Here is an 18,298-nt window from a genome sequence, read left to right on the forward strand (position 1 = left end):
TTCCGGTCACTTGGCATGCCCGGGAGGCGCCGTGACCCGACCCTTGACCGCGCTGCTCGAGCGCCTGGATGCGCCCGTCATCGCCGTGGAGCACCTCGTCGCACCCACGGCGGCCGCCCCTGCGCTCGTCGCGCGGACGGCAAGCGTGGCTCAGGCGCCCGTGGTGGTCGTGACCGCCACCTCGGGCGACGCCGACACCTTCGCCGCCGCGCTCGGCTCCTTCATCGACCCCGCGACCGTCACGGTGCTGCCCGCGTGGGAGACCCTTCCGCACGAGCGGCTGAGCCCCAGGTCGGACACCGTCGCGCGACGCCTCGCGACGCTGCGCCGCCTGGTTCACCCCGACCTGGTGCAGCGCGAGGCCGGCCTGCCGCCGCTGTCCGTGGTGGTCGCGCCGCTGCGTGCCATCCTGCAGCCCGTCATCCCTGGGCTCGCCGACCTCGCGCCCGTGGCGATCCACAAGGGCGAGATTCACGACCTCACGGAACTGACGCAGGCCCTCGCAAACGCTGCCTACAGCCGCGTGGACATGGTCGAGCGGCGCGGAGAATTTGCGGTGCGCGGCGGGATCGTCGACGTCTTCGCGCCCACCGACCCGCACCCCGTGCGCATCGAGTTCTTTGGCGATGAGGTGGACTCGCTGCGGTCCTTCTCGGTCGCCGACCAGCGCTCGCTCGCCGAGGTCGACCACCTGTGGGCGCCCCCGTGCCGCGAAATGCTGATCACCGACGACATCAAGCACCGCGCCGCCTCGCTCCAGGGCGACATCCCTGCCGCCGCCGACATCCTGGGGCGCATCGCAAGCGGCGTCGCCGTCGAGGGCATGGAGAGCCTCATCCCCGTGCTCGTCGACGGTCTGGTCCCCGTCACGGACTCCCTGCCGCGTGGCACCCGGGTGGTCGCGATCGAGCCCGAGCGGCTCGCCCGCCGCGCCGAGGACCTGCACCGTACCGCCCAGGAGTTCCTGGCCGCCGCGTGGGTGGGCGCCGCCGCGGGAGCCGATGCGCCGCTCGAGCCGGTCGACGGCGCCTTCCTGCCTCTCGAGCAGGTCGAGGAGTCGGCCGCCGCACGCGGCGTCCTGTGGTCGACGCTCGGCCCCTTCGGCACGGCCGATGCGGTGGCCGTGCCGTTTGCGGACGTCGAGGACCACCGTGGTCGCCTGCAGGCGGCGCTGGGCGCCATTCGTACGCGGCTCGCGGAGGGCTGGACGGTCGTCATCACCGCGGCAGGCACGGGCAGTGCCCACCGCATCGCCGAGCAGTGCGCGGAGCTGGAGATTCCCGCCCGGGTGACCGAGGCGTGGGAGCCTGCCGATGGCGTCGTGGAGATCGTCCCGCACCTGACTGGAGCGGGGTTCCAGGCGCCCGAGGCTCGGGTGCTCGTGGTCAACGAGTCCGACCTCACAGGCCGCGCCGCTGCGGCCGCGGGCCCCAAGGTCAAGGTACCGAGCCGTCGGCGCAACGCCGTCGACCCGTTGCAATTGCGTACCGGCGACTTTGTGGTGCACGAGAGCCACGGCGTGGGCCGCTTTGTCGAGCTCACCAAACGCACCGTGCGCGGGGTTGAACGCGAGTACCTGGTCATTGAGTACGCCCCCTCCAAGCGAGGCGGGCCAGCGGACCGACTGTCGGTGCCCACCGATCAGCTCGACCTGGTCACCAAGTACGTGGGTGGTGAGGCGCCGAGCGTCAACAAGATGGGTGGCTCGGACTGGGCCAAGACCAAGGGCAAGGCCCGCAAGGCGGTCAAGGAGATCGCCGCAGAACTGATCCGCCTGTACAGCGCGCGCATGGCGTCCAAGGGCCGCGAGTTTGGCCCCGACACCCCGTGGCAGCGTGAACTCGAAGAGGCCTTCGCCTTCGTCGAGACCCCCGACCAGCTGTCCACCATCGACGAGGTCAAGGCGGACATGGAGAAGGGCGTCCCGATGGACCGCCTCATCTGTGGCGACGTCGGCTTTGGCAAGACCGAGATTGCGGTGCGCGCGGCCTTCAAAGCGATCCAGGACGGTGCGCAGGTCGCGATCCTGTGCCCCACGACGCTGCTGGTCAAGCAGCACACGGACACCTTCTCCGAGCGCTTCGCGCAGTTCCCCGTCAAGGTCGCGTCCCTGTCGCGCTTCCAGACCGACAAGGAAGCCAAGGAAGTCATCGAGGGCCTCGCAGACGGCACCATCGACCTGGTGATCGGCACCCACCGCCTGGTGACGGGCCAGGTGCGCTTCAAGCGGCTGGGCCTGATCATCATCGACGAGGAGCAGCGCTTTGGCGTCGAACACAAGGAGACGCTCAAGGCCATGCGCACCGACGTGGACGTGCTGGCCATGTCCGCTACGCCGATCCCGCGCACGCTCGAGATGGCGGTCACCGGCATCCGCGAGATGTCGACCCTTGCCACGCCTCCCGAGGAGCGCCACCCGATCCTCACCTACGTGGGTCCGCAGGAGAACCCGCAGGTGGCCGCCGCGATTCGTCGCGAGCTCATGCGTGACGGCCAGGTGTTCTACATTCACAACTCGGTCAAGACCATCACGTCTGCGGCTCGCAAGCTCGGCGAACTGGTGCCGGAGGCGCGCATCGCGGTCGCGCACGGCCAGATGAGCGAGAAGCAGCTCGAACAGGTGATCGTCGACTACTACGAGCGCCGCTACGACGTCCTAGTGTGCACCACGATTGTCGAGACCGGCCTGGACATCTCCAACGCCAACACCCTGATCGTGGAGCGCGCGGACAAGTTCGGGCTCAGCCAGTTGCACCAGCTGCGCGGGCGGGTGGGCCGCGCCCGCGAGCGGGCCTACGCGTACTTCCTGTACCCGCCGGACCGCACCATGACGGAGACAGCGCACGACCGCCTGCAGACCATCGCGGCCAACACCGACCTGGGTGCCGGCATGGCGGTCGCCATGAAGGACCTCGAGATTCGCGGCGCCGGCAACCTGCTCGGCTCGGAGCAGTCCGGCCACATCGAGGGCGTGGGCTTCGACCTGTACATCCGCATGGTCGGCGAGGCCGTCGCCGGCTTCCGCGGCGAGGGCGGCGAGGAGCGTGCGCCCATGACGATCGACCTGCCCATAGAGGCGCACATCCCCACGGAGTACATCGAGCACGAGCGGCTGCGGCTCGAGGCGTATCGCAAGATCGCCGATGCGGCGGACGGCGCCACTCTTGACGCTATCGTCGAGGAACTTCGCGACCGCTACGGCAACCTCCCCGAGCCCGTCGAGCACCTCATGGCTGTGGCGCGCCTGCGGCTTGAGGTACGCGAGACCGGCATCACCGACGTGGTCGCTCAGGGCCGCTACGTGCGCTTCAGCCCGCTTGAGTTGCCCGACTCCGCGGCCATGCGCATCACCCGCCTGTACCCCGGCACACTCATCAAGCCGGCGGTGCGACAGGTGCTGGTTCCCGCGCCCATGACGGCCAGGGTTGGGGGCAAGCCGGTCGAGGGTCCCGAGGTGCTCGACTGGGTCAGGCAGGTCATCCTGGCGACCTCCGTCGCGCCAGTAGGATGAGCGACATGTCTGTGCCTCGTCGCCGCTACCTGCTGGGTGCCCTCGCGGGCTCCGCCGTGATGCTGACCGGTTGTGCCGTTCCCGGCCAGCCCGTCGCCGCCAACATCGCCGCCGAACGTGGTGACATGGTCCTCACCAACCAAGAGGTCGACGCGCTCGCGGACGCGTGGACGTTCGCGACGGACCGGGAGATCTCGCGCCGCGAGATCATCTCGCTCGAGTTGCTGCGCGAGCCGCTTGCGGCCGCCACCGACCAGATCGGCTTCGACTACACCCGTTCCGACGCACGCTTGTACGCCGAGATGCTGATGGAGGAAAAGGGTGAGACGGGTGAGCCCAGCGAGGAGCTCATCGACGTGATGGAGGGCAGCCTGCTGGTCGCCGCGTTCACGGTGCTGCCCACGGACCTGTCGGCCATCACCGCTGTCGCCCAGGACGTCGAGGCCGACGCTGTGACGGACACCCGTGCCGGCTCGTTCGAGGCCGACGGCTACATCGAGCTGCTGTCCCAGGTCGCGACCATCGCGACCAACGCCGCCTCGGCGGGGGAGACCTACTGGTTCCTCCTGTTCGCCGGAGCGCCGGGCCTGTACGACGAGGACGTGGCCTGGATCGCCAGTGAGTGACGGAGTCTCACGACTCGTCCAGGTGATGGATCGCCTGCGGTCCCCGGGTGGTTGCCCGTGGGACGCGGACCAGACCCACGCCAGCCTTGCCCCCTACGCCCTCGAAGAGACCTACGAACTCCTTGAGGCCATCGAATCCGGCGACCGCACCGACCTGCGCGAGGAACTCGGTGACGTGTTGCTCCAGGTGGTCTTCCACGCCCGGGTCGCGCAGGAGCACCCCGACGCACCCTTCGACCTCAACGACATCGCCCACGGCATCGCCGACAAGCTCGTCGAGCGCCACCCCCACGTGTTCGGTGAGGTCGAGGCAGGCTCGCTTGAGGACCTGCACGCGCGCTGGGAGCGCATCAAGAAGGAGACCAAGGCGCGGGAGTCCGTCATGGACGGCATCCCGGTGGCTCAGCCCGCCCTCGCGCGCGCTCAAAAGGTGATCTCGCGGGCAAGCCGCGCGGGGCTTGAGGTGCGAGACGAGGCCGGCGTGGGGCTAGGCCAGCAACTGTTCGCGCTCGTGGCGCGCGCCCAGGCCGAAGGCGTGGACGCGGAAGCCGCGCTGCGGGAGGCAACCCGCGCCTACGAGAGTGCGGCGCGAGAAGCCGAGAGCGCATCGGCTGGTAGCGAACCCGTCACCGAGGGTTCACCCACCCGGGACCTCGGTCGCTGAGCGAGCCCGGTAGCGCCCTCCTAGACTGTCCAAAGAAACCCCTATCCATACAACGAAGGAGCATCATGGCCAGCATTGAGGCTATTGGCGCACGCGAGATTCTTGACTCGCGCGGCAACCCGACCGTCGAGGTCGAGGTCGCGCTTGAGGACGGCACGTTCGCACGCGCCGCAGTTCCCTCCGGTGCCTCCACCGGAGCGTTCGAGGCAGTGGAGCGCCGTGACGGCGGCTCGCGCTACCTGGGCAAGGGCGTCGAGCAGGCCGTGGACGCGGTCATCGACGACATCGCCCCCGAGATCGTGGGCCTCGACGCCACCGAGCAGCGCATCATCGACCAGACGATGCTCGCACTCGACGGCACCGACAACAAGGGCAAGCTGGGCGCGAACGCCATCCTCGGTGTCTCGCTCGCCGTGGCCAAGGCCGCCGCTGACAGCGCCGACCTCGCCCTCTTCAAGTACATCGGTGGCCCGAACGCGCACCTGCTGCCCGTTCCCATGATGAACATCCTCAACGGTGGATCGCACGCTGACTCCAACGTCGACATCCAGGAGTTCATGATCGCCCCCGTGGGCGCCCCCACCTTCCGTGAGGCCTACCGCTACGGCGCCGAGGTCTACCACGCCCTCAAGTCCGTGCTCAAGGAGCGCGGCCTGGCCACCGGCCTGGGCGACGAGGGCGGCTTCGCCCCCAACCTCGAGTCGAACCGTGCGGCCCTGGACCTGATCCTGGTCGCCATCGAGAAGGCTGGCTTCACCCCCGGTGAGGACGTCGCGCTTGCGCTCGACGTTGCCGCCACCGAGTTCTTCAAGGACGGCGCGTACCAGTTCGAGGGTGCCGCCAAGTCCGGCGCCGAGATGACCGCCTACTACGAGCAGCTGGTCGCCGACTACCCGCTCGTGTCGATCGAGGACCCGCTGTCCGAGGACGAGTGGGCCGACTGGTCGCACCTGGTGGAGACCATTGGCGACACCACGCAGATCGTCGGCGACGACCTGTTCGTCACCAACCCCACCCGCCTCAAGCGCGGTATCGAGGAGAAGGCTGCCAACGCCCTGCTCGTGAAGCTCAACCAGATCGGCACCCTGACCGAGACCATCGACGCCGTGTCGATGGCCACCGCCGCTGGCTTCACCTCGATGGTCTCGCACCGTTCGGGTGAGACCGAGGACGTCACCATCGCCGACCTGGTCGTGGCCCTCAACACCGGCCAGATCAAGACCGGTGCCCCCGCCCGTGGCGAGCGCATCGCGAAGTACAACCAGCTGCTGCGCATCGAGGAGGAGCTCGACGACGCCGCGAAGTACGCCGGCAAGTCCGCCTTCCCGCGCCGCTACTCGGCGTAAGGCTTCATCACCGCGGCCGCGGCTGCCCTTCGGGGCGGTCGCGGCCGCAGTGCTGTCCGGGGTGCGGCCATGCCACCGCCCCCCGCACCCCACCCCCGCCGAACCCCACCCCGCACCCCACCCCCGCCGAACCCCACCCCGCACCCGCCCCCCGGCCCCACCCCCGCACCCGCCCCCCGGCCCCACCCCCGCACCCGCCCCCCGGCCCCACCCTGGAACCTGGTTCGCGTAGACCTCGCCCACATTCGGCAGGCGCGTGCGCCCTGCGCGCCGATGAGGGCTTTCGCGAGCGAACCCACCACTCCCAGCGCGCGCCTGCTCCCGTCGGCCCCAAGGCTTGAGAGAATCGACCCCGTGAGTGCGCCCAACCGTCCCGGTGCGCCGCGCCAGAGCCCGCCCCGGGCCGCGCGGCGCCCCGATGTGCGCCCCCGCACCGCTGCCAAGCCGGTGCGCAAGGGCCCGACGACTGGACCCATCGCCAAGCCGCAGAGCCGCCCGGGTGGCCCCAGCGGGGCTTCGCGTGCCGCACGAGAGGACGTTCCGCGCATCGACCCGTCACGACCCAAGGGCTCGTGGACGGCGATGGTGACGTGGCGCTCCGCGGTCCTGCTCGTGGTGGTTGGCCTCGCGTTCGCTTTGGTGGCGCCCTCCGTCAGGGCCTACATGGACCAGGAAGCCATGCTCGAGTCGCTGCGCACTGAAGCGGCCGATGCGCGCGCCGAGGTCGAGGACCTCGAAGCCAACGTCGCCCGTTGGGATGACCCGGCATATGTGGTCGCGCAGGCGCGCGAGCGGCTCGCGTACGTGCTGCCAGGGGAGACGCCATTCCGGGTGATCGACCCCGAGACGGTCACGGGGCACGCCGAGGGTTCGCCTGCTGCCGAGCGTGACCCCGAGGCCCTCACAGGAGCGACCTGGTACGACCGCCTGTGGGGCTCCGTCGTGGATTCCGGCGAGGCGACCGCGCCTGCCGCTGAGGGCGCCGACAGCACCGCCGATGCGGGTGCCTAGGTTCCAAGAAACGTAGACTTCGGCACGTGACGGACACTCCCGCGACTGACTCTGACCTGCTGGTGCTCGCCTCCCAATTGGGGCGCGAGCCCCGCGGCGTGGTGGCGATCGCCGCTCGCTGCGTGTGCGGTAAGCCCACGGTGGTGCACACGGCACCTCGCCTGCCCGACGGCACCCCCTTCCCCACGCAGTACTACCTGACGCACCCGGAGGCTGTGGCTGCCGTCTCGACGCTTGAGGCTCGGGGCGTGATGAGGGACCTCACCGCGCGCCTGGCCGAGGAGCCCGAGACCGCCGCCCAGTACGCGCGCGCCCACGAGACGTACCTCAGCGAGCGTTACGCCCTTGAGGACGTGCCGGAGATCCACGGCATCTCCGCCGGTGGAATGCCCGACCGTGTCAAGTGCCTTCACGTGCTCGTGGGCCATTCGCTGGCGGCGGGGCCGGGCGTGAACCCGCTGGGTGACGACGCGCTCGAGATGATCCGTGGCCACTGGCGCCCTGACCGTTGCACCTGCCCCGCGGTGGCCACCGATGCCGCCGATCCCGACGCGTTCACCCAGGAGGCCTGATGCCCCGCGTAGCCGCCATCGACTGCGGGACCAACTCGATCCGCCTGCTCATCGCTGATGTCGACGTCGCCGCCGGCAGCCTCTCCGACGTGGTGCGCCAGATGACCGTGGTGCGCCTGGGTCAGGGCGTGGACCGCACCGGCGAGTTTGCCGCGGAGGCGCTGGAGCGCACGTTCGCCGCCACCGACGACTACGCGGCCCAGTGCCGCGAGCATGGCGTCGAGGCCATCCGCTTTGTGGCGACCTCCGCGACCAGGGACGCCCGCAACCGTGAGGTCTTCATCGGCGGCGTGCGCGAGCGGCTGGGCGTCGCGCCCGAGGTGATCTCCGGAACTGAGGAGGCGCTGCTCAGCTTCCGCGGTGCCCTTTCGGCCCTCGACCCCACGTGCCCCGGCCCCTACTTGGTGGTCGACCTGGGCGGCGGCTCGACGGAGCTGGTATTGGGTTCGCAGGTGCCCGACGCGGCGCACTCGATGGACGTGGGCTGCGTGCGCATGACCGAGCGTCATCTCGCCTCCGACCCGCCCACGCTCGAGCAGGTTCAGGCGGCGCAGGCCGATGTGCGTGCGGCGCTCGATGAGGCAGCGGCCATCGTGCCGCTCGCCCAGGCACGCACCCTGGTGGGTCTCGCTGGTTCGATCACGACGGTGACGGCGACGGCCTTGGGCCTTCCTCGCTATGACCGCGACGCGATCAACGGTGCGACCGTGTCGATCGACGACGCCGCTGAGGCGTGTGCGCGGCTGCTCGGCGCTTCGCGTGAGGAACGGGCCGCGATGCCCTTCATGCACCCTGGCCGCGTCGACGTCATCGGAGCCGGCGCGCTCGTGTGGCGCGAGGTGATGGAGCGCGTGCGCGCGGACGTCGCCGCTGCGGGAGGAGAGCTCGACACGACCGTCACGAGCGAGCACGACATCCTCGACGGCATCGCCTTCTCGGCCGCCGAGCGTCTGTAGCGAGCAAGCGCCACCCGGCAACCGCATCGGCCCTGTGCTGTCACGCTCGGGAGTGCAGATGCGCAAGGATGGTGCCGCGCCCCCGTAGCCCAATCGGCAGAGGCAGCCGACTTAAAATCGGTTCAGTGCGGGTTCGAGTCCCGCCGGGGGCACTGCGGCGCTCGGCGCGCCCTAGGCTGGAGCATCATGGCTGCCGGCGCGACTGTTCACACCTTTGAGATCACCCTCGCTGATGTCGATCGCGGTATCTACGAGGACTTTTCGTTGCGCGTCGCACGTCACCCTTCTGAGACCGCTGCTTTCATGGTGACGCGGGTGCTCGCGTACTGCCTCGAGCACGCCGAGGGCATCGAATTCTCTGAGGGCATCTTCACCGCCGACGAGCCTGCGGTGCTGGTGCGTGACCTCACCGGCCGCATCACGGCCTGGATCGAGGTGGGCGCGCCGGACGCCGAGCGCCTGCACCGCGGAAGCCGCGCCGCCGAGCGCACCGCCATCTACACGCACCGCGACCCCGACAAGTTGTTGGCGAGCTGGGACGGCAAGCGCATCCATGAGCGGGAACGGATCTCGCTGGTGCACTTCGATGAGGGCCTGGTCGAGCCCGCGGCTGCGCTTGTGGAGCGGCGCAACGCGCTCACCATCTCCGTGACCGACGGGCACCTCTATCTGGAGCTCAACGGCACGGCGCTCGATAGCGACGTGCACTCGCGCACGCTCGCCTGACGCTGCTGGTGCGTCCCAGTGGGACATGAGCGTCACATTCGGCAGTTTTGTTGCACTCATGTCCCACTGGGAGACGGGCCGCGCCGTCTCCGCTAGTCAGTGTTACTATCTACTGGTAGTCAATAACGCTAGGTACTTGGAGGCGCCGCATGGGCAAGCAGATGACGGAGATGCTCAAGGGAACCCTCGAGGGCATCGTCCTGGCGCTGCTCGCGTCCAGCCCGGCGTACGGCTACGAGATCACGGCGCGCCTGCGCGAGCAGGGCTTCGCCGACATCGCGGAGGGCACCGTCTACGCGCTGCTCGTCCGCCTCGAGACCAAGTCTCTCGTCGACGTGGAGAAGGTCCCCTCGGAGAAGGGGCCGCCGCGCAAGGTCTACACCCTCAATGCGGCGGGCCGCGAGTATCTCGACGAGTTCTGGAAGACGTGGAGCTTCCTGGCCCAACGCCTGAGCAGTCTCCACCAAGAAGGGAACTGACCATGTCGTGGATCGAGAAGGTCACCGGCCCACTCGAGCAGAAGAAGCAGTACCGGCAGGCCAAGGCCCGACTGGAGGCCCTGCCCGAGCCCTACGCGACCGCCGCCGCCGCCCTCAACCGCTACCTCATGTACCACGGCGGCGTGGTCGAGGGCACCGTCATGGTGGAGATGTTCGCCGACCTTGCCGACTTCTGGGAGCGAGCCGCAGTCGACGCCACCCCGGTGCGCGACATCGTGGGCGACGACCCCGTGGCCTTCGCTGAGGACTTCGCTCGCGCCTATGGCGGCCGCCAATGGATCGACAAGGAGCGCCAGCGTCTCCTCAAGGCGATCGACAAGGTCGCCCCGCGCGAGGCGTCGTGATTTCTGCCCCCGCGATCGCGGTGCGGGGCCCCGCCAGGTCCTCGCCACGTTACTGAGGGCCGATGCGGGGGTCGCCTCGGTCGCAGGCGTGGCGGTGGGCCAGCGGCCGGCACTGGTGCGGGAGGCCAGCGCGGTGACGGGACGAGTGAGCCCGTCGCACCCACTCACGGCGAGCTAGGTCGTCGCCGGCACCCACGCGCACGTGGGGTCCTCTGACAGGACGTCGCCCGTGCGAGCGTAGGCCTGCGAGCGCGAGCCGCCGCACACCGTACGGAACTCACACTGACCGCATCGGCCCCCCAGGGCGTCAGGGTCCCTCAGGGTGGTGAAAACCTCGGAGTCGCGGTAAATCTCGGTGAAGGGGCGCTCGCGCACGGAGCCAGCAACCCACGGGAGGAACCCGCTCGGGTACACGTCGCCCACGTGGTCGATGAACGCGAAGCCGCGCGCCGAACCCACGTCCATGGGCGCTCGGGCGGGCCTATGCGCGACCTCCTTGCCGGTGAGAAGACGCTCCGTGGCGGCGCACAGTTGCCGTCGCAGCGGGCCGGGAGGGAAGTCGCCGTCAAGATCCTCGGAGCGGGCGCGCTGGAGCGCGAGCCGCCGATAGTGCGCGGCCTCGGTCGCCTTGACGGGGACGAGCGTCGAGACCTCGTGCAGCCAGTGCAGCACGTCCTCCTCGTCCGTCGCTGACAGAGCCTGGAGTTCCTGGCCTCGCCCGACGGGTACCAGGAAGAACACGCTCCACAGGGAGACCTTGGCGTCGAGCATGCGGCTCAGGATCAGCGGCAATTCGAGCACGTTGCCGGCGGTCACCGTGGTGTTGACCTGCAGGCGCATGCCCGCATCCCGCACGGCATCGAGGGCGAGCAACGTGTCGTCGAAGACCCCTGGCACACCGCGGAAGTTATCGTGTGTGGCCGCATGCGCTCCATCGAGGGAGATGGAGACCGCCTTGGCGCCGGCCTCGCGCAACTGCGTGAGCGCGTCGGCCGTCAGGCGCGGTGTGACCGAAGGCGACAAGGACACGCTCAGGCCCAGCGAGGTGCCGTAGGCGGTGAGGTCGGCGAGGTCGGGCCGCTCGAACGGATCCCCGCCGGTGAACACCACGAGCGGCCGCGGCGTGCCGAAGGAGGCGATGTTGTCGAGCAGGCGCTTGCCGGCCTCGGTGTCGAGTTCGCGCGGGTTGCGGGCGCGGATCGCGTCAGCGCGGCAATGGCGGCAGGCGAGCGCGCACGCGCGCGTGACCTCCCAAATGACGATGAACGGTCGGTCATTCATGTCGTGGTGCAACTGGCGGATGGGCCGGGTCCGTCTCCGCGTGTCGTCCATGCGACCTCCTCGCGCGCACGTAGGCGGCCACCATACGAATCGCTCAGCGGATGGGGGCGGACTTTGGTCCCTGGTCCGTGGTCCCTGGTCGCTGCGGATCGTGAAGGTCATTCGCACGGGGGATAACGCCCTGGCGAGGCCCAAATGTATGCTGGGCGAAGCCCATCCCAGTCGAGGAGGACCTCCGTGGCGAGCCCCGTTTTCAGCTCTGACAGCGCCTTCAAGCCAGGCAAGACCATCGACGTCAACGGCAACCCCGTGACGGCGGACGACCTGCGCCAGCAGTTTGAGATGCCCTCCGCAGGGGCAGCAGATCGCGGCCTCATGAGCTACGAGGGCGTGATCTCCAAGACCACCGGCATGGTGATCCTGGCCTTCATCATGGCGGTCCCCGGCTACATGTTCTTCTCCTACGCCGGACTCGTGGTCTCCGCGATTGCTGGCATGGTGCTGGGTCTTGTGCTGGCCTTCAAGAAGGTCACGCCGCCCGCGCTGGCCCTGGTGTACGCGGCGATCGAGGGTTACTTCCTGGGTTCGCTGTCGATCTATGTGGAGACGGCTTTCAACGTCCCCGGAGCCGCGCTGCAGGCACTGCTGGCGACCGCCTGCACCTTCGCGGTGTGCCTGTGGCTCTACAAGTCCGGTCGGGTGCGCTACACGCCCAAGATGCAGAAGTTCCTCATGATCGGCCTGATCTCCTACGCGCTGTTCTCGCTGGTCAACCTTGGTCTGATGATCTTCGGCGCCACTGGCTCCGCGTGGGGCCTGCGCACGGAGGCAGACATCGCGGGTATCCCGCTGGGCGTCATCATTGGTGCCTTTGCCGTCATCCTGGGCTGCATCTCGCTGATCGGCGACTTTGACTTTGTCGAGAACGGCGTGCGCGCCGGACTGCCCCAGCACTACGACTGGAAGGCCGCGTTCGGCATCGTCGTGACCCTCGTGTGGCTATACGTCGAGTTCCTGCGGATCATCGCGATCCTGCAAGGCCGCGACTAGTCGTCCACCCGAGAGATCGCACGAGCCACGATGGCGAAGTTCGACCTGCCCGAGGCGCAGTTGCGCCAGTACCGGCCCGAGGTTGCCGACCCGGCTGACTTTGACGACTTCTGGGCGGCCACCCTCGCCGAGTCGCGCGACGTGCCCATGGAGGTGCGCCGCGAACCCGGCCCCGTCGAGCTCGCGCAGGTCACGGTCGAAGATGTCACGTTCCCCGGCTTTGGCGGCCACCCCATCCGTGCATGGCTCGTGCTCCCTCGTGGGGCCGAGGGGCCGCTGCCCTGCGTCGTCGAAATCAACGGCTACGGCGGCGGTCGCGGACTGCCCATCGAGCGCATCCTGTGGCCCACCGCGGGCTACGCGCACCTGTTCGTCGACAGCCGTGGACAGGGACTGGGATGGGGAAACGGCGCGGCCACGTGGGACCCCGTGGGGGCGGGCCCGACGGTGCCGGGCATGATGACCCGTGGCATCGAGAGCCCGGAGACGTACTACTACCGCCGCCTGTTCACCGATGCGGTGCGCGGCGTCGATGCGGCGCGCTCGCTGCCCGAGGTCGACGAGACTCGCGTGGTGTTCTCCGGCACCTCACAGGGCGGCGGAGTCTCGCTCGCCGTCGCGGGGTTGGTGCCAGACCTCGCTGGCTGCATCGCCGAGGTGCCGTTCCTGTGCCACTTTGACCGCGCCATCGACCTGACCGACGAGTTCCCGTATCAGGAGCTCGTGATCTATCTCAAGACCACGCGACAGCCGCGCGAGTCGCTGCTGTCGACGCTCCAGTACTTCGATGGCGTCAACCACGCCAAGCGGGCGCACGCGCCCCTGCTGATGTCGGCCGCGTTGATGGATGCCGTGTGCCCGCCCTCCACGTGCTTCGCCGCGTTCAACTGGTACGGCGATCACGCTGCGGGCGACGTGTCCAAGACCATCGAGGTCTACGGCTACAACGGTCACGAGGGCGGCCAGGCGCATCAGCAGATGCGCCAGCTTGAGTTCGTCGCGGCCGTCACGGCCTGACCCACCCGACCCGTACGCAAGTAGCAGGGCCGATGCGCTGGTTGCCCGCGCATCGGCCCGGCTGCATGCCTGCTGTCACCCACCCTTCTCCAAGAAAATGGATCCATTTGACGGGAAGGGGGAGGGGGTTAGGCCGGCTGAGGGGCGTAACTCACCTGGCAGAAGCCGTGGTTGCAGTAGCCGCCCGGGTTCTTGTACAGGTACTGCTGGTGGTAGTCCTCGGCGTAGTAGAAGCGCCCGTCGCCCGCCTGCGACGCGGGCACGATCTGCGTGGTGATGGCGTCGTAGCCGCGCTCAGTGAGCTGCGCCTGGTAGCGGTCACGAGAGGACTCGGCCGCGGCGAGTTGCTCGTCCGTCGTGGTGAAGATCGCGCTGCGGTATTGGGTGCCGACGTCGTTGCCCTGACGGTTGGGGGTCGTCGGGTCGTGGTTGTCCCAGAAGGCGGCGAACAGCGTCTCGAGCGTCACCTGCGCGGGGTCGTAGACCACCTGGACGATCTCGGCATGCCCCGTCTGCGCGGTGCAGGTCTCCTGGTACGTGGGGTTGGGCGTCCAGCCACCCATGTAGCCCACCGAGGTTGAGTGAACCCCGGGGATCTGCCAGAAGATACGCTCGGCGCCCCAGAAGCAACCCATCCCCACGAACAGTGTGCGGTACCCCTCGGGCCACGGCTCGGTCAGGGACGTGCCCAACACCATGTGACGATCGGTCACCATCATGGGAGCCTCGCGGCCCGGCAGGGCCTTGTCCTTGGTCACCATCGTCGTCTTGCTCAGTCCCAGCATCGTTGCTCCTCTCACCGGGGTCGAACGCCGCGCGGCCCCCGGTTGTTCCGGGGATTCGGTGCTTTGTCGCGGGTGCGCGACTCGGTGGCGTTAGGCTCCACCCTATGCAGGCAGAAGAGCCGACTGAGCGGCCCCCGGCACGTCCCCGCGAGACCGCCGACATCGTCGACCGGGTGCCCGTCGTGCTGCGGGTCGCCGCCGCCTATTCATGGCGGCTGATCGTGGTCGGCATCATTGCGATCGCGGCCTTCCGGTCGTTTACGAGCCTTGCCGCCCTCACGGTGCCCATTATTGTCGCGCTGATCATCGCCGCACCCATGGAACGCCTGGTGGCGCGCATGGAGGGTTGGCACATCAAGAGGGGGATCGGGGCCGCCGTCTCGGTGCTGGGCCTGGTGTTCCTGGTGGTGGGCCTGCTGACCGGCGCGTCCACGTCGATTGTCTCGGGCTTTGGCGACCTGCAAGAGGCTGCGGTCGAGGGTTTCGACACTTTTATTGAGTGGCTGGTCTCCGGGCCCATCCACATGAGCCAGGAGCAGATCGACCAGTACATCGAGAACGTCCGCGCCACCGTCGAGGACAACGCCTGGGGCCTCGCGAGCGGCGCCTTGAGCGTCGGCTCGACCGTGGGCGGCCTGTTCGCCGGCACCCTGATCGCGCTCATTGGCCTGTTCTTCTTCTTGCGTGACGGCCGCACCATGTGGCTGTGGATCATCGGCATCATGCCGGTAGAAAACACGGACCGGCTCGACCGGGCCGGGTTGCACGGCTGGAACACGCTGCGCCGCTACACGCAGACCACCGTCTTTGTGGCGTTCGTCGACGCCGTCGGCATCGGCGTCGCGGCGGCCATCATCGGCGTGCCGCTGGCCTTCCCGCTCGCGATCTTGGTGTTCCTGTTCTCCTTTATCCCGCTGTTTGGTGCGACCCTGTCGGGCGCGATCGCCACGCTCGTGGCGCTGGTGGACGGCGGACTGACCTCGGCGCTGTGGATGCTCGCGGCGGTCCTGTTGGTGCAGCAACTCGAGGGCAACGTGCTGTACCCCTGGCTGTTTGGCAAGGCGGCGTCGATCCACCCGCTCGTGATCCTGCTGACGGTGTCGGCAGGCACGCTCATGCTGGGCCTGGTGGGCGCGGTCATCGCTGTGCCGATCCTGGCTACCGGCTACGCCTTCATCCGGGGTCTGCGCGAGGAGTACCGGCCCGGTGACGAAGAAGATCCGCCGATCACGTCACAAGTGCCTGTCATCGCCGAACGATCGCGCGAAGCGATCCGTCGTGCGCGCCAACGCATGTCGCGTACGGGGGAGATCACGGTGCGTGGCGCCGGTACCACGCAGGCTCCGGTCGCCACCGCCGATGAGGCGCCCGAGACCGAGACCCACAGCGAGCAGATCGTGACGCGCAAGCCGCGTGACGTGCGCGACCCCGACTCCTGAACGACCGCATGAGGTGCGAGTACTTCGCCGCCGGGCTGTGCGCATCGTGCACCGTCATCGAGACACCCTACCCGGACCAGATCGCGCATAAGCAGGAGCGCGTGGCCGGCTTGCTTGCACCGCTCGCACCGGACCTGACGTGGCTCCCGGCACGTGCTAGTGCCGAGCAGGGCTTCCGTACCAAGGCCAAGATGGTGATCGCTGGCACGGTCGACGCGCCCACGATCGGCATTCTCGCCGCCGACGGCACGGGGCAGGACCTGCGCGACTGTCCGCTCTACCCGGCCGCTCTCGCGCAGGCGTTCCCCGTGCTCGCCGAGTTCGTCACGGTCGCCAAGCTTGAGCCCTACTCCGTGCCACGGAGGACCGGCGAACTCAAGAACGTGCTCGTGTCCGTCGCCCCCGACGGTGCCCTCATGGTCCGGTGGGTCATGCGGTCAACCGAGGCTCTCGCGCGGATCCGCAAGCACCTCCCGTGGCTACAAGACCAGTTACCGACGCTGGCCGTCGCTTCGCTCAACGTGCTTGCCGAGCACAAAGCCGTGGTCGAGGGTGAGCGGGAGATCGTGCTCACCGAGCGCGAGACCCTCACGATGAGCGTCAACGGCTTTGACTTGCACCTGCGCCCGCAGAGCTTCTTCCAGACCAACACGGACGTCGCGGCGGCGTTGTACCGCCAGGCGTCAGCGTGGATTGCCAACGCGCGCCCGGCCTCGTTGTGGGACCTCTACTGCGGGGTGGGTGGCTTTGCGCTCCACGCGGCCGCCCCTGGTCGCGCGGTCACAGGCGTCGAAGTGAGCGAGCAGGCGATCGTTTCGGCGCAACGCACCCGCGACGAGCGGCTCGCCGAGGGTGACCAGGCCATGGCCGACGTCGAGTTCATCACAGGCGATGCCGTCGGCTGGGCTTCGAGCAGGGCCGATGCGCCAGAGGGCATCGTCGTCAACCCACCCAGGCGTGGCTTGGGTGAGTCGCTGAGCCGCTGGCTCGACGCCAGCGGCGCGCGCACCATCGTCTATTCGAGCTGCAATCCTGACACGCTTGCGCGCGACCTGGGGTGGATGCCGAACTACCGCGCCGAGCAGGCGCGGCTGTTCGACATGTTCCCGCACACAGGCCACGGCGAAGTCGCGGTGGTGCTCACCCGACCCTGACGAGCGCATGCGGGCACGCCAGATAGCGAGCGGGGCCGGATCCACCAGGATCCGGCCCCGCTCGCTTGAGCGTTGGGGTGTTAGCCGGTGAAAGGCTCCACGGCGATCACCTTCACGGTGATCTCGTTGCCGTTGGGTGCCGTGTAGCTGCTCTCGTCTCCCACCGACTTGCCGAGCACGGCCGCTCCCAGAGGAGACTGCGCGCTGAACACGTCGAGGTCGGTCGAGCCCACGACCTCGCGCGAACCGACGAGGAACTTCATCTCGCGGCCGGCGACCTGGGCGGTCACGACGGTTCCTGACTGCACCTCATCGGAGTGCTCGGCCTCGCCGACCGTGGCGGTCTGCAGAATGTGGCGCAGCTGAAGGATGCGGGCCTCTTGCTTGGCCTGCTCCTCGCGGGCGGCGTGGTAGCCGCCGTTCTCCTTGAGGTCGCCCTCCTGGCGGCGCTCGTCGATCTCCTTGGCGATCGCAGCACGACCCTCACCCACGAGGTGGTCGTACTCCTTCTGCAGGCGGTCGAAAGCGTCCTGGGTCAGCCAGGTACTGGTGGTCTCGGTCACGTGTCTCTCCTTGCTGGACAGAATAGGCCAGGCTACCAGGAGGGCTCAGGAAGCAAAAGTCCCTGGTGAATTACCGAGTTCCGCACCCGCGGACGAGCGCGGTGTTCGCCTCTTCGACGGTCGCGATGGGCACCGTGATGCGCTGCTCTGCCCCGGCGGCCGGGTCGATCTCGACCTCCGCCACGCCCACCTCGGCGTACTGGACATTCATGGCGTGTACGTGGCAGTACGCAGGGGCATCGGTGTAGAGGAAGACGTCAAAGGTGACCGTGGTCTCGGTGGGGGAGACCACGTCGTAACCCACGTCGCGCCAGCGCACCGGCTGGCTGGAGACGGCGAGCCCCACCCAGACGGTCACCGCCGTCAGTACGGCCAGGCCGATGCCGACGAGCGTCCACCCACGCGCGCTGAGACGCGGCCGCGCGCCGCTGGGCTCGAGCTCGGGGAGGTCGTGTGGTGTGCTCATCATGAGGCAGGATAGAGCACCTAGGGAATGGAGAGGTGCGCGTGCTGGAGTTCACGGGAGGCCCAGGCTTCCTCGCCTTTGTGGCGACATTCGTGCTCGTGGTCGGAGCGGTGCTGTTGTCCCGCTCGCTCACCAAGCACCTGCGCAAGGTCCGCACCCACCCGCCGGCCGACACCGCCGCGCCATCGACACTCGCACAGGCCGCGCCGACTCCGGCATCGCCGGCCGAGCCCGAGGCGCCCCAGCATTCCTGAACCCGTGCGCTACTGAGCGCTGGTGCGGGAGTT

At 68.7% G+C, this 18,298-nt stretch carries 19 protein-coding genes and 1 tRNA gene; 16 read left to right on the plus strand and 4 right to left on the minus strand.

Annotation, left to right across the window (positions count from 1 at the left end):
* Window positions 1–31: 31 nt before the first annotated feature.
* From mfd to ACK5NO_RS07000, 11 genes are all read left to right on the plus strand, one after another.
* Window positions 32–3,511 carry a transcription-repair coupling factor gene (mfd, locus tag ACK5NO_RS06950; protein ID WP_416811932.1) on the plus strand — a complete coding sequence of 1,160 codons (3,480 nt, stop codon included), beginning with the start codon at window positions 32–34 and terminating at the stop codon, window positions 3,509–3,511.
* A gap of 5 nt (window positions 3,512–3,516) precedes the next feature.
* Complete coding sequence (locus tag ACK5NO_RS06955) at window positions 3,517–4,137, plus strand: hypothetical protein (protein WP_416811933.1); 621 nt, start codon at window positions 3,517–3,519, stop codon at window positions 4,135–4,137.
* A complete protein-coding gene (locus ACK5NO_RS06960) occupies window positions 4,130–4,801 on the plus strand; it encodes a MazG family protein (RefSeq protein ID WP_416811934.1) in 672 nt (223 codons plus the stop codon). Before ACK5NO_RS06955 ends, ACK5NO_RS06960 begins: the two co-directional genes overlap by 8 nt.
* A gap of 65 nt (window positions 4,802–4,866) precedes the next feature.
* Complete coding sequence (gene eno / locus ACK5NO_RS06965) at window positions 4,867–6,147, plus strand: phosphopyruvate hydratase (RefSeq protein WP_416811935.1); 1,281 nt, start codon at window positions 4,867–4,869, stop codon at window positions 6,145–6,147.
* A gap of 354 nt (window positions 6,148–6,501) precedes the next feature.
* The gene (locus ACK5NO_RS06970) at window positions 6,502–7,158 is read left to right on the plus strand and encodes a septum formation initiator family protein (protein ID WP_416811936.1); all 657 of its coding nucleotides are present in this window, start codon (window positions 6,502–6,504) and stop codon (window positions 7,156–7,158) included.
* Window positions 7,159–7,184: 26 nt separating this feature from the next.
* A complete protein-coding gene (locus ACK5NO_RS06975) occupies window positions 7,185–7,730 on the plus strand; it encodes a DUF501 domain-containing protein (RefSeq protein WP_416811937.1) in 546 nt (181 codons plus the stop codon).
* Window positions 7,730–8,686 (plus strand): exopolyphosphatase, encoded by a 957-nt coding sequence (locus ACK5NO_RS06980; RefSeq protein ID WP_416811938.1) that lies wholly within the window; start codon window positions 7,730–7,732, stop codon window positions 8,684–8,686. Before ACK5NO_RS06975 ends, ACK5NO_RS06980 begins: the two co-directional genes overlap by 1 nt.
* A gap of 78 nt (window positions 8,687–8,764) precedes the next feature.
* Window positions 8,765–8,838, plus strand: a tRNA-Leu gene (locus tag ACK5NO_RS06985).
* 34 nt (window positions 8,839–8,872) lie between these two features.
* Window positions 8,873–9,412, plus strand: coding sequence for a YaeQ family protein (locus ACK5NO_RS06990; RefSeq protein ID WP_416811939.1), 540 nt, complete (start codon window positions 8,873–8,875; stop codon window positions 9,410–9,412).
* Between the two features lie 149 nt (window positions 9,413–9,561).
* Window positions 9,562–9,891, plus strand: a complete 330-nt coding sequence (locus tag ACK5NO_RS06995; protein ID WP_416811940.1) for a PadR family transcriptional regulator — start codon at window positions 9,562–9,564, stop codon at window positions 9,889–9,891.
* Window positions 9,888–10,256 carry a DUF1048 domain-containing protein gene (locus tag ACK5NO_RS07000; protein ID WP_416812009.1) on the plus strand — a complete coding sequence of 123 codons (369 nt, stop codon included), beginning with the start codon at window positions 9,888–9,890 and terminating at the stop codon, window positions 10,254–10,256. Before ACK5NO_RS06995 ends, ACK5NO_RS07000 begins: the two co-directional genes overlap by 4 nt.
* Window positions 10,257–10,430: 174 nt before the next feature.
* Here ACK5NO_RS07000 and ACK5NO_RS07005 read toward each other — a convergent pair whose 3' ends face one another.
* A complete protein-coding gene (locus ACK5NO_RS07005) occupies window positions 10,431–11,588 on the minus strand; it encodes a TIGR04053 family radical SAM/SPASM domain-containing protein (protein ID WP_416811941.1) in 1,158 nt (385 codons plus the stop codon).
* A 186-nt stretch (window positions 11,589–11,774) separates the two neighbouring features.
* Between ACK5NO_RS07005 and ACK5NO_RS07010 the strand changes: the two genes are divergently transcribed.
* Together ACK5NO_RS07010 and ACK5NO_RS07015 are read left to right on the plus strand one after the other, a co-directional pair.
* Window positions 11,775–12,587 (plus strand): Bax inhibitor-1/YccA family membrane protein, encoded by an 813-nt coding sequence (locus ACK5NO_RS07010; protein WP_416811942.1) that lies wholly within the window; start codon window positions 11,775–11,777, stop codon window positions 12,585–12,587.
* 30 nt (window positions 12,588–12,617) lie between these two features.
* A complete protein-coding gene (locus ACK5NO_RS07015) occupies window positions 12,618–13,604 on the plus strand; it encodes an acetylxylan esterase (RefSeq protein ID WP_416811943.1) in 987 nt (328 codons plus the stop codon).
* 128 nt (window positions 13,605–13,732) lie between these two features.
* On the opposite strand, the gene msrA is transcribed toward ACK5NO_RS07015, so the two are convergent.
* Window positions 13,733–14,389 carry a peptide-methionine (S)-S-oxide reductase MsrA gene (msrA, locus tag ACK5NO_RS07020; protein ID WP_416811944.1) on the minus strand — a complete coding sequence of 219 codons (657 nt, stop codon included), beginning with the start codon at window positions 14,387–14,389 and terminating at the stop codon, window positions 13,733–13,735.
* A gap of 104 nt (window positions 14,390–14,493) precedes the next feature.
* Between msrA and ACK5NO_RS07025 the strand changes: the two genes are divergently transcribed.
* Window positions 14,494–15,828 (plus strand): AI-2E family transporter, encoded by a 1,335-nt coding sequence (locus tag ACK5NO_RS07025; RefSeq protein WP_416811945.1) that lies wholly within the window; start codon window positions 14,494–14,496, stop codon window positions 15,826–15,828.
* 8 nt (window positions 15,829–15,836) lie between these two features.
* Window positions 15,837–16,982, plus strand: a complete 1,146-nt coding sequence (rlmC, locus tag ACK5NO_RS07030; protein WP_416811946.1) for a 23S rRNA (uracil(747)-C(5))-methyltransferase RlmC — start codon at window positions 15,837–15,839, stop codon at window positions 16,980–16,982.
* 80 nt (window positions 16,983–17,062) lie between these two features.
* Here rlmC and greA read toward each other — a convergent pair whose 3' ends face one another.
* Together greA and ACK5NO_RS07040 are read right to left on the minus strand one after the other, a co-directional pair.
* Window positions 17,063–17,545 carry a transcription elongation factor GreA gene (gene greA, locus ACK5NO_RS07035; RefSeq protein WP_416811947.1) on the minus strand — a complete coding sequence of 161 codons (483 nt, stop codon included), beginning with the start codon at window positions 17,543–17,545 and terminating at the stop codon, window positions 17,063–17,065.
* Window positions 17,546–17,615: 70 nt separating this feature from the next.
* Window positions 17,616–18,011: a DUF4307 domain-containing protein gene (locus tag ACK5NO_RS07040; protein ID WP_416811948.1), complete on the minus strand. Its 396-nt coding sequence runs from the start codon at window positions 18,009–18,011 to the stop codon at window positions 17,616–17,618.
* Window positions 18,012–18,046: 35 nt separating this feature from the next.
* Here ACK5NO_RS07040 and ACK5NO_RS07045 point away from each other — a divergent pair, with 35 nt between their 5' ends.
* Window positions 18,047–18,265 carry a hypothetical protein gene (locus ACK5NO_RS07045; RefSeq protein ID WP_416811949.1) on the plus strand — a complete coding sequence of 73 codons (219 nt, stop codon included), beginning with the start codon at window positions 18,047–18,049 and terminating at the stop codon, window positions 18,263–18,265.
* The last annotated feature ends 33 nt before the right edge of the window (window positions 18,266–18,298 follow it).

The sequence above is a fragment of the Demequina sp. genome (assembly GCF_047975725.1).
GTDB lineage: Bacteria > Actinomycetota > Actinomycetes > Actinomycetales > Demequinaceae > Demequina.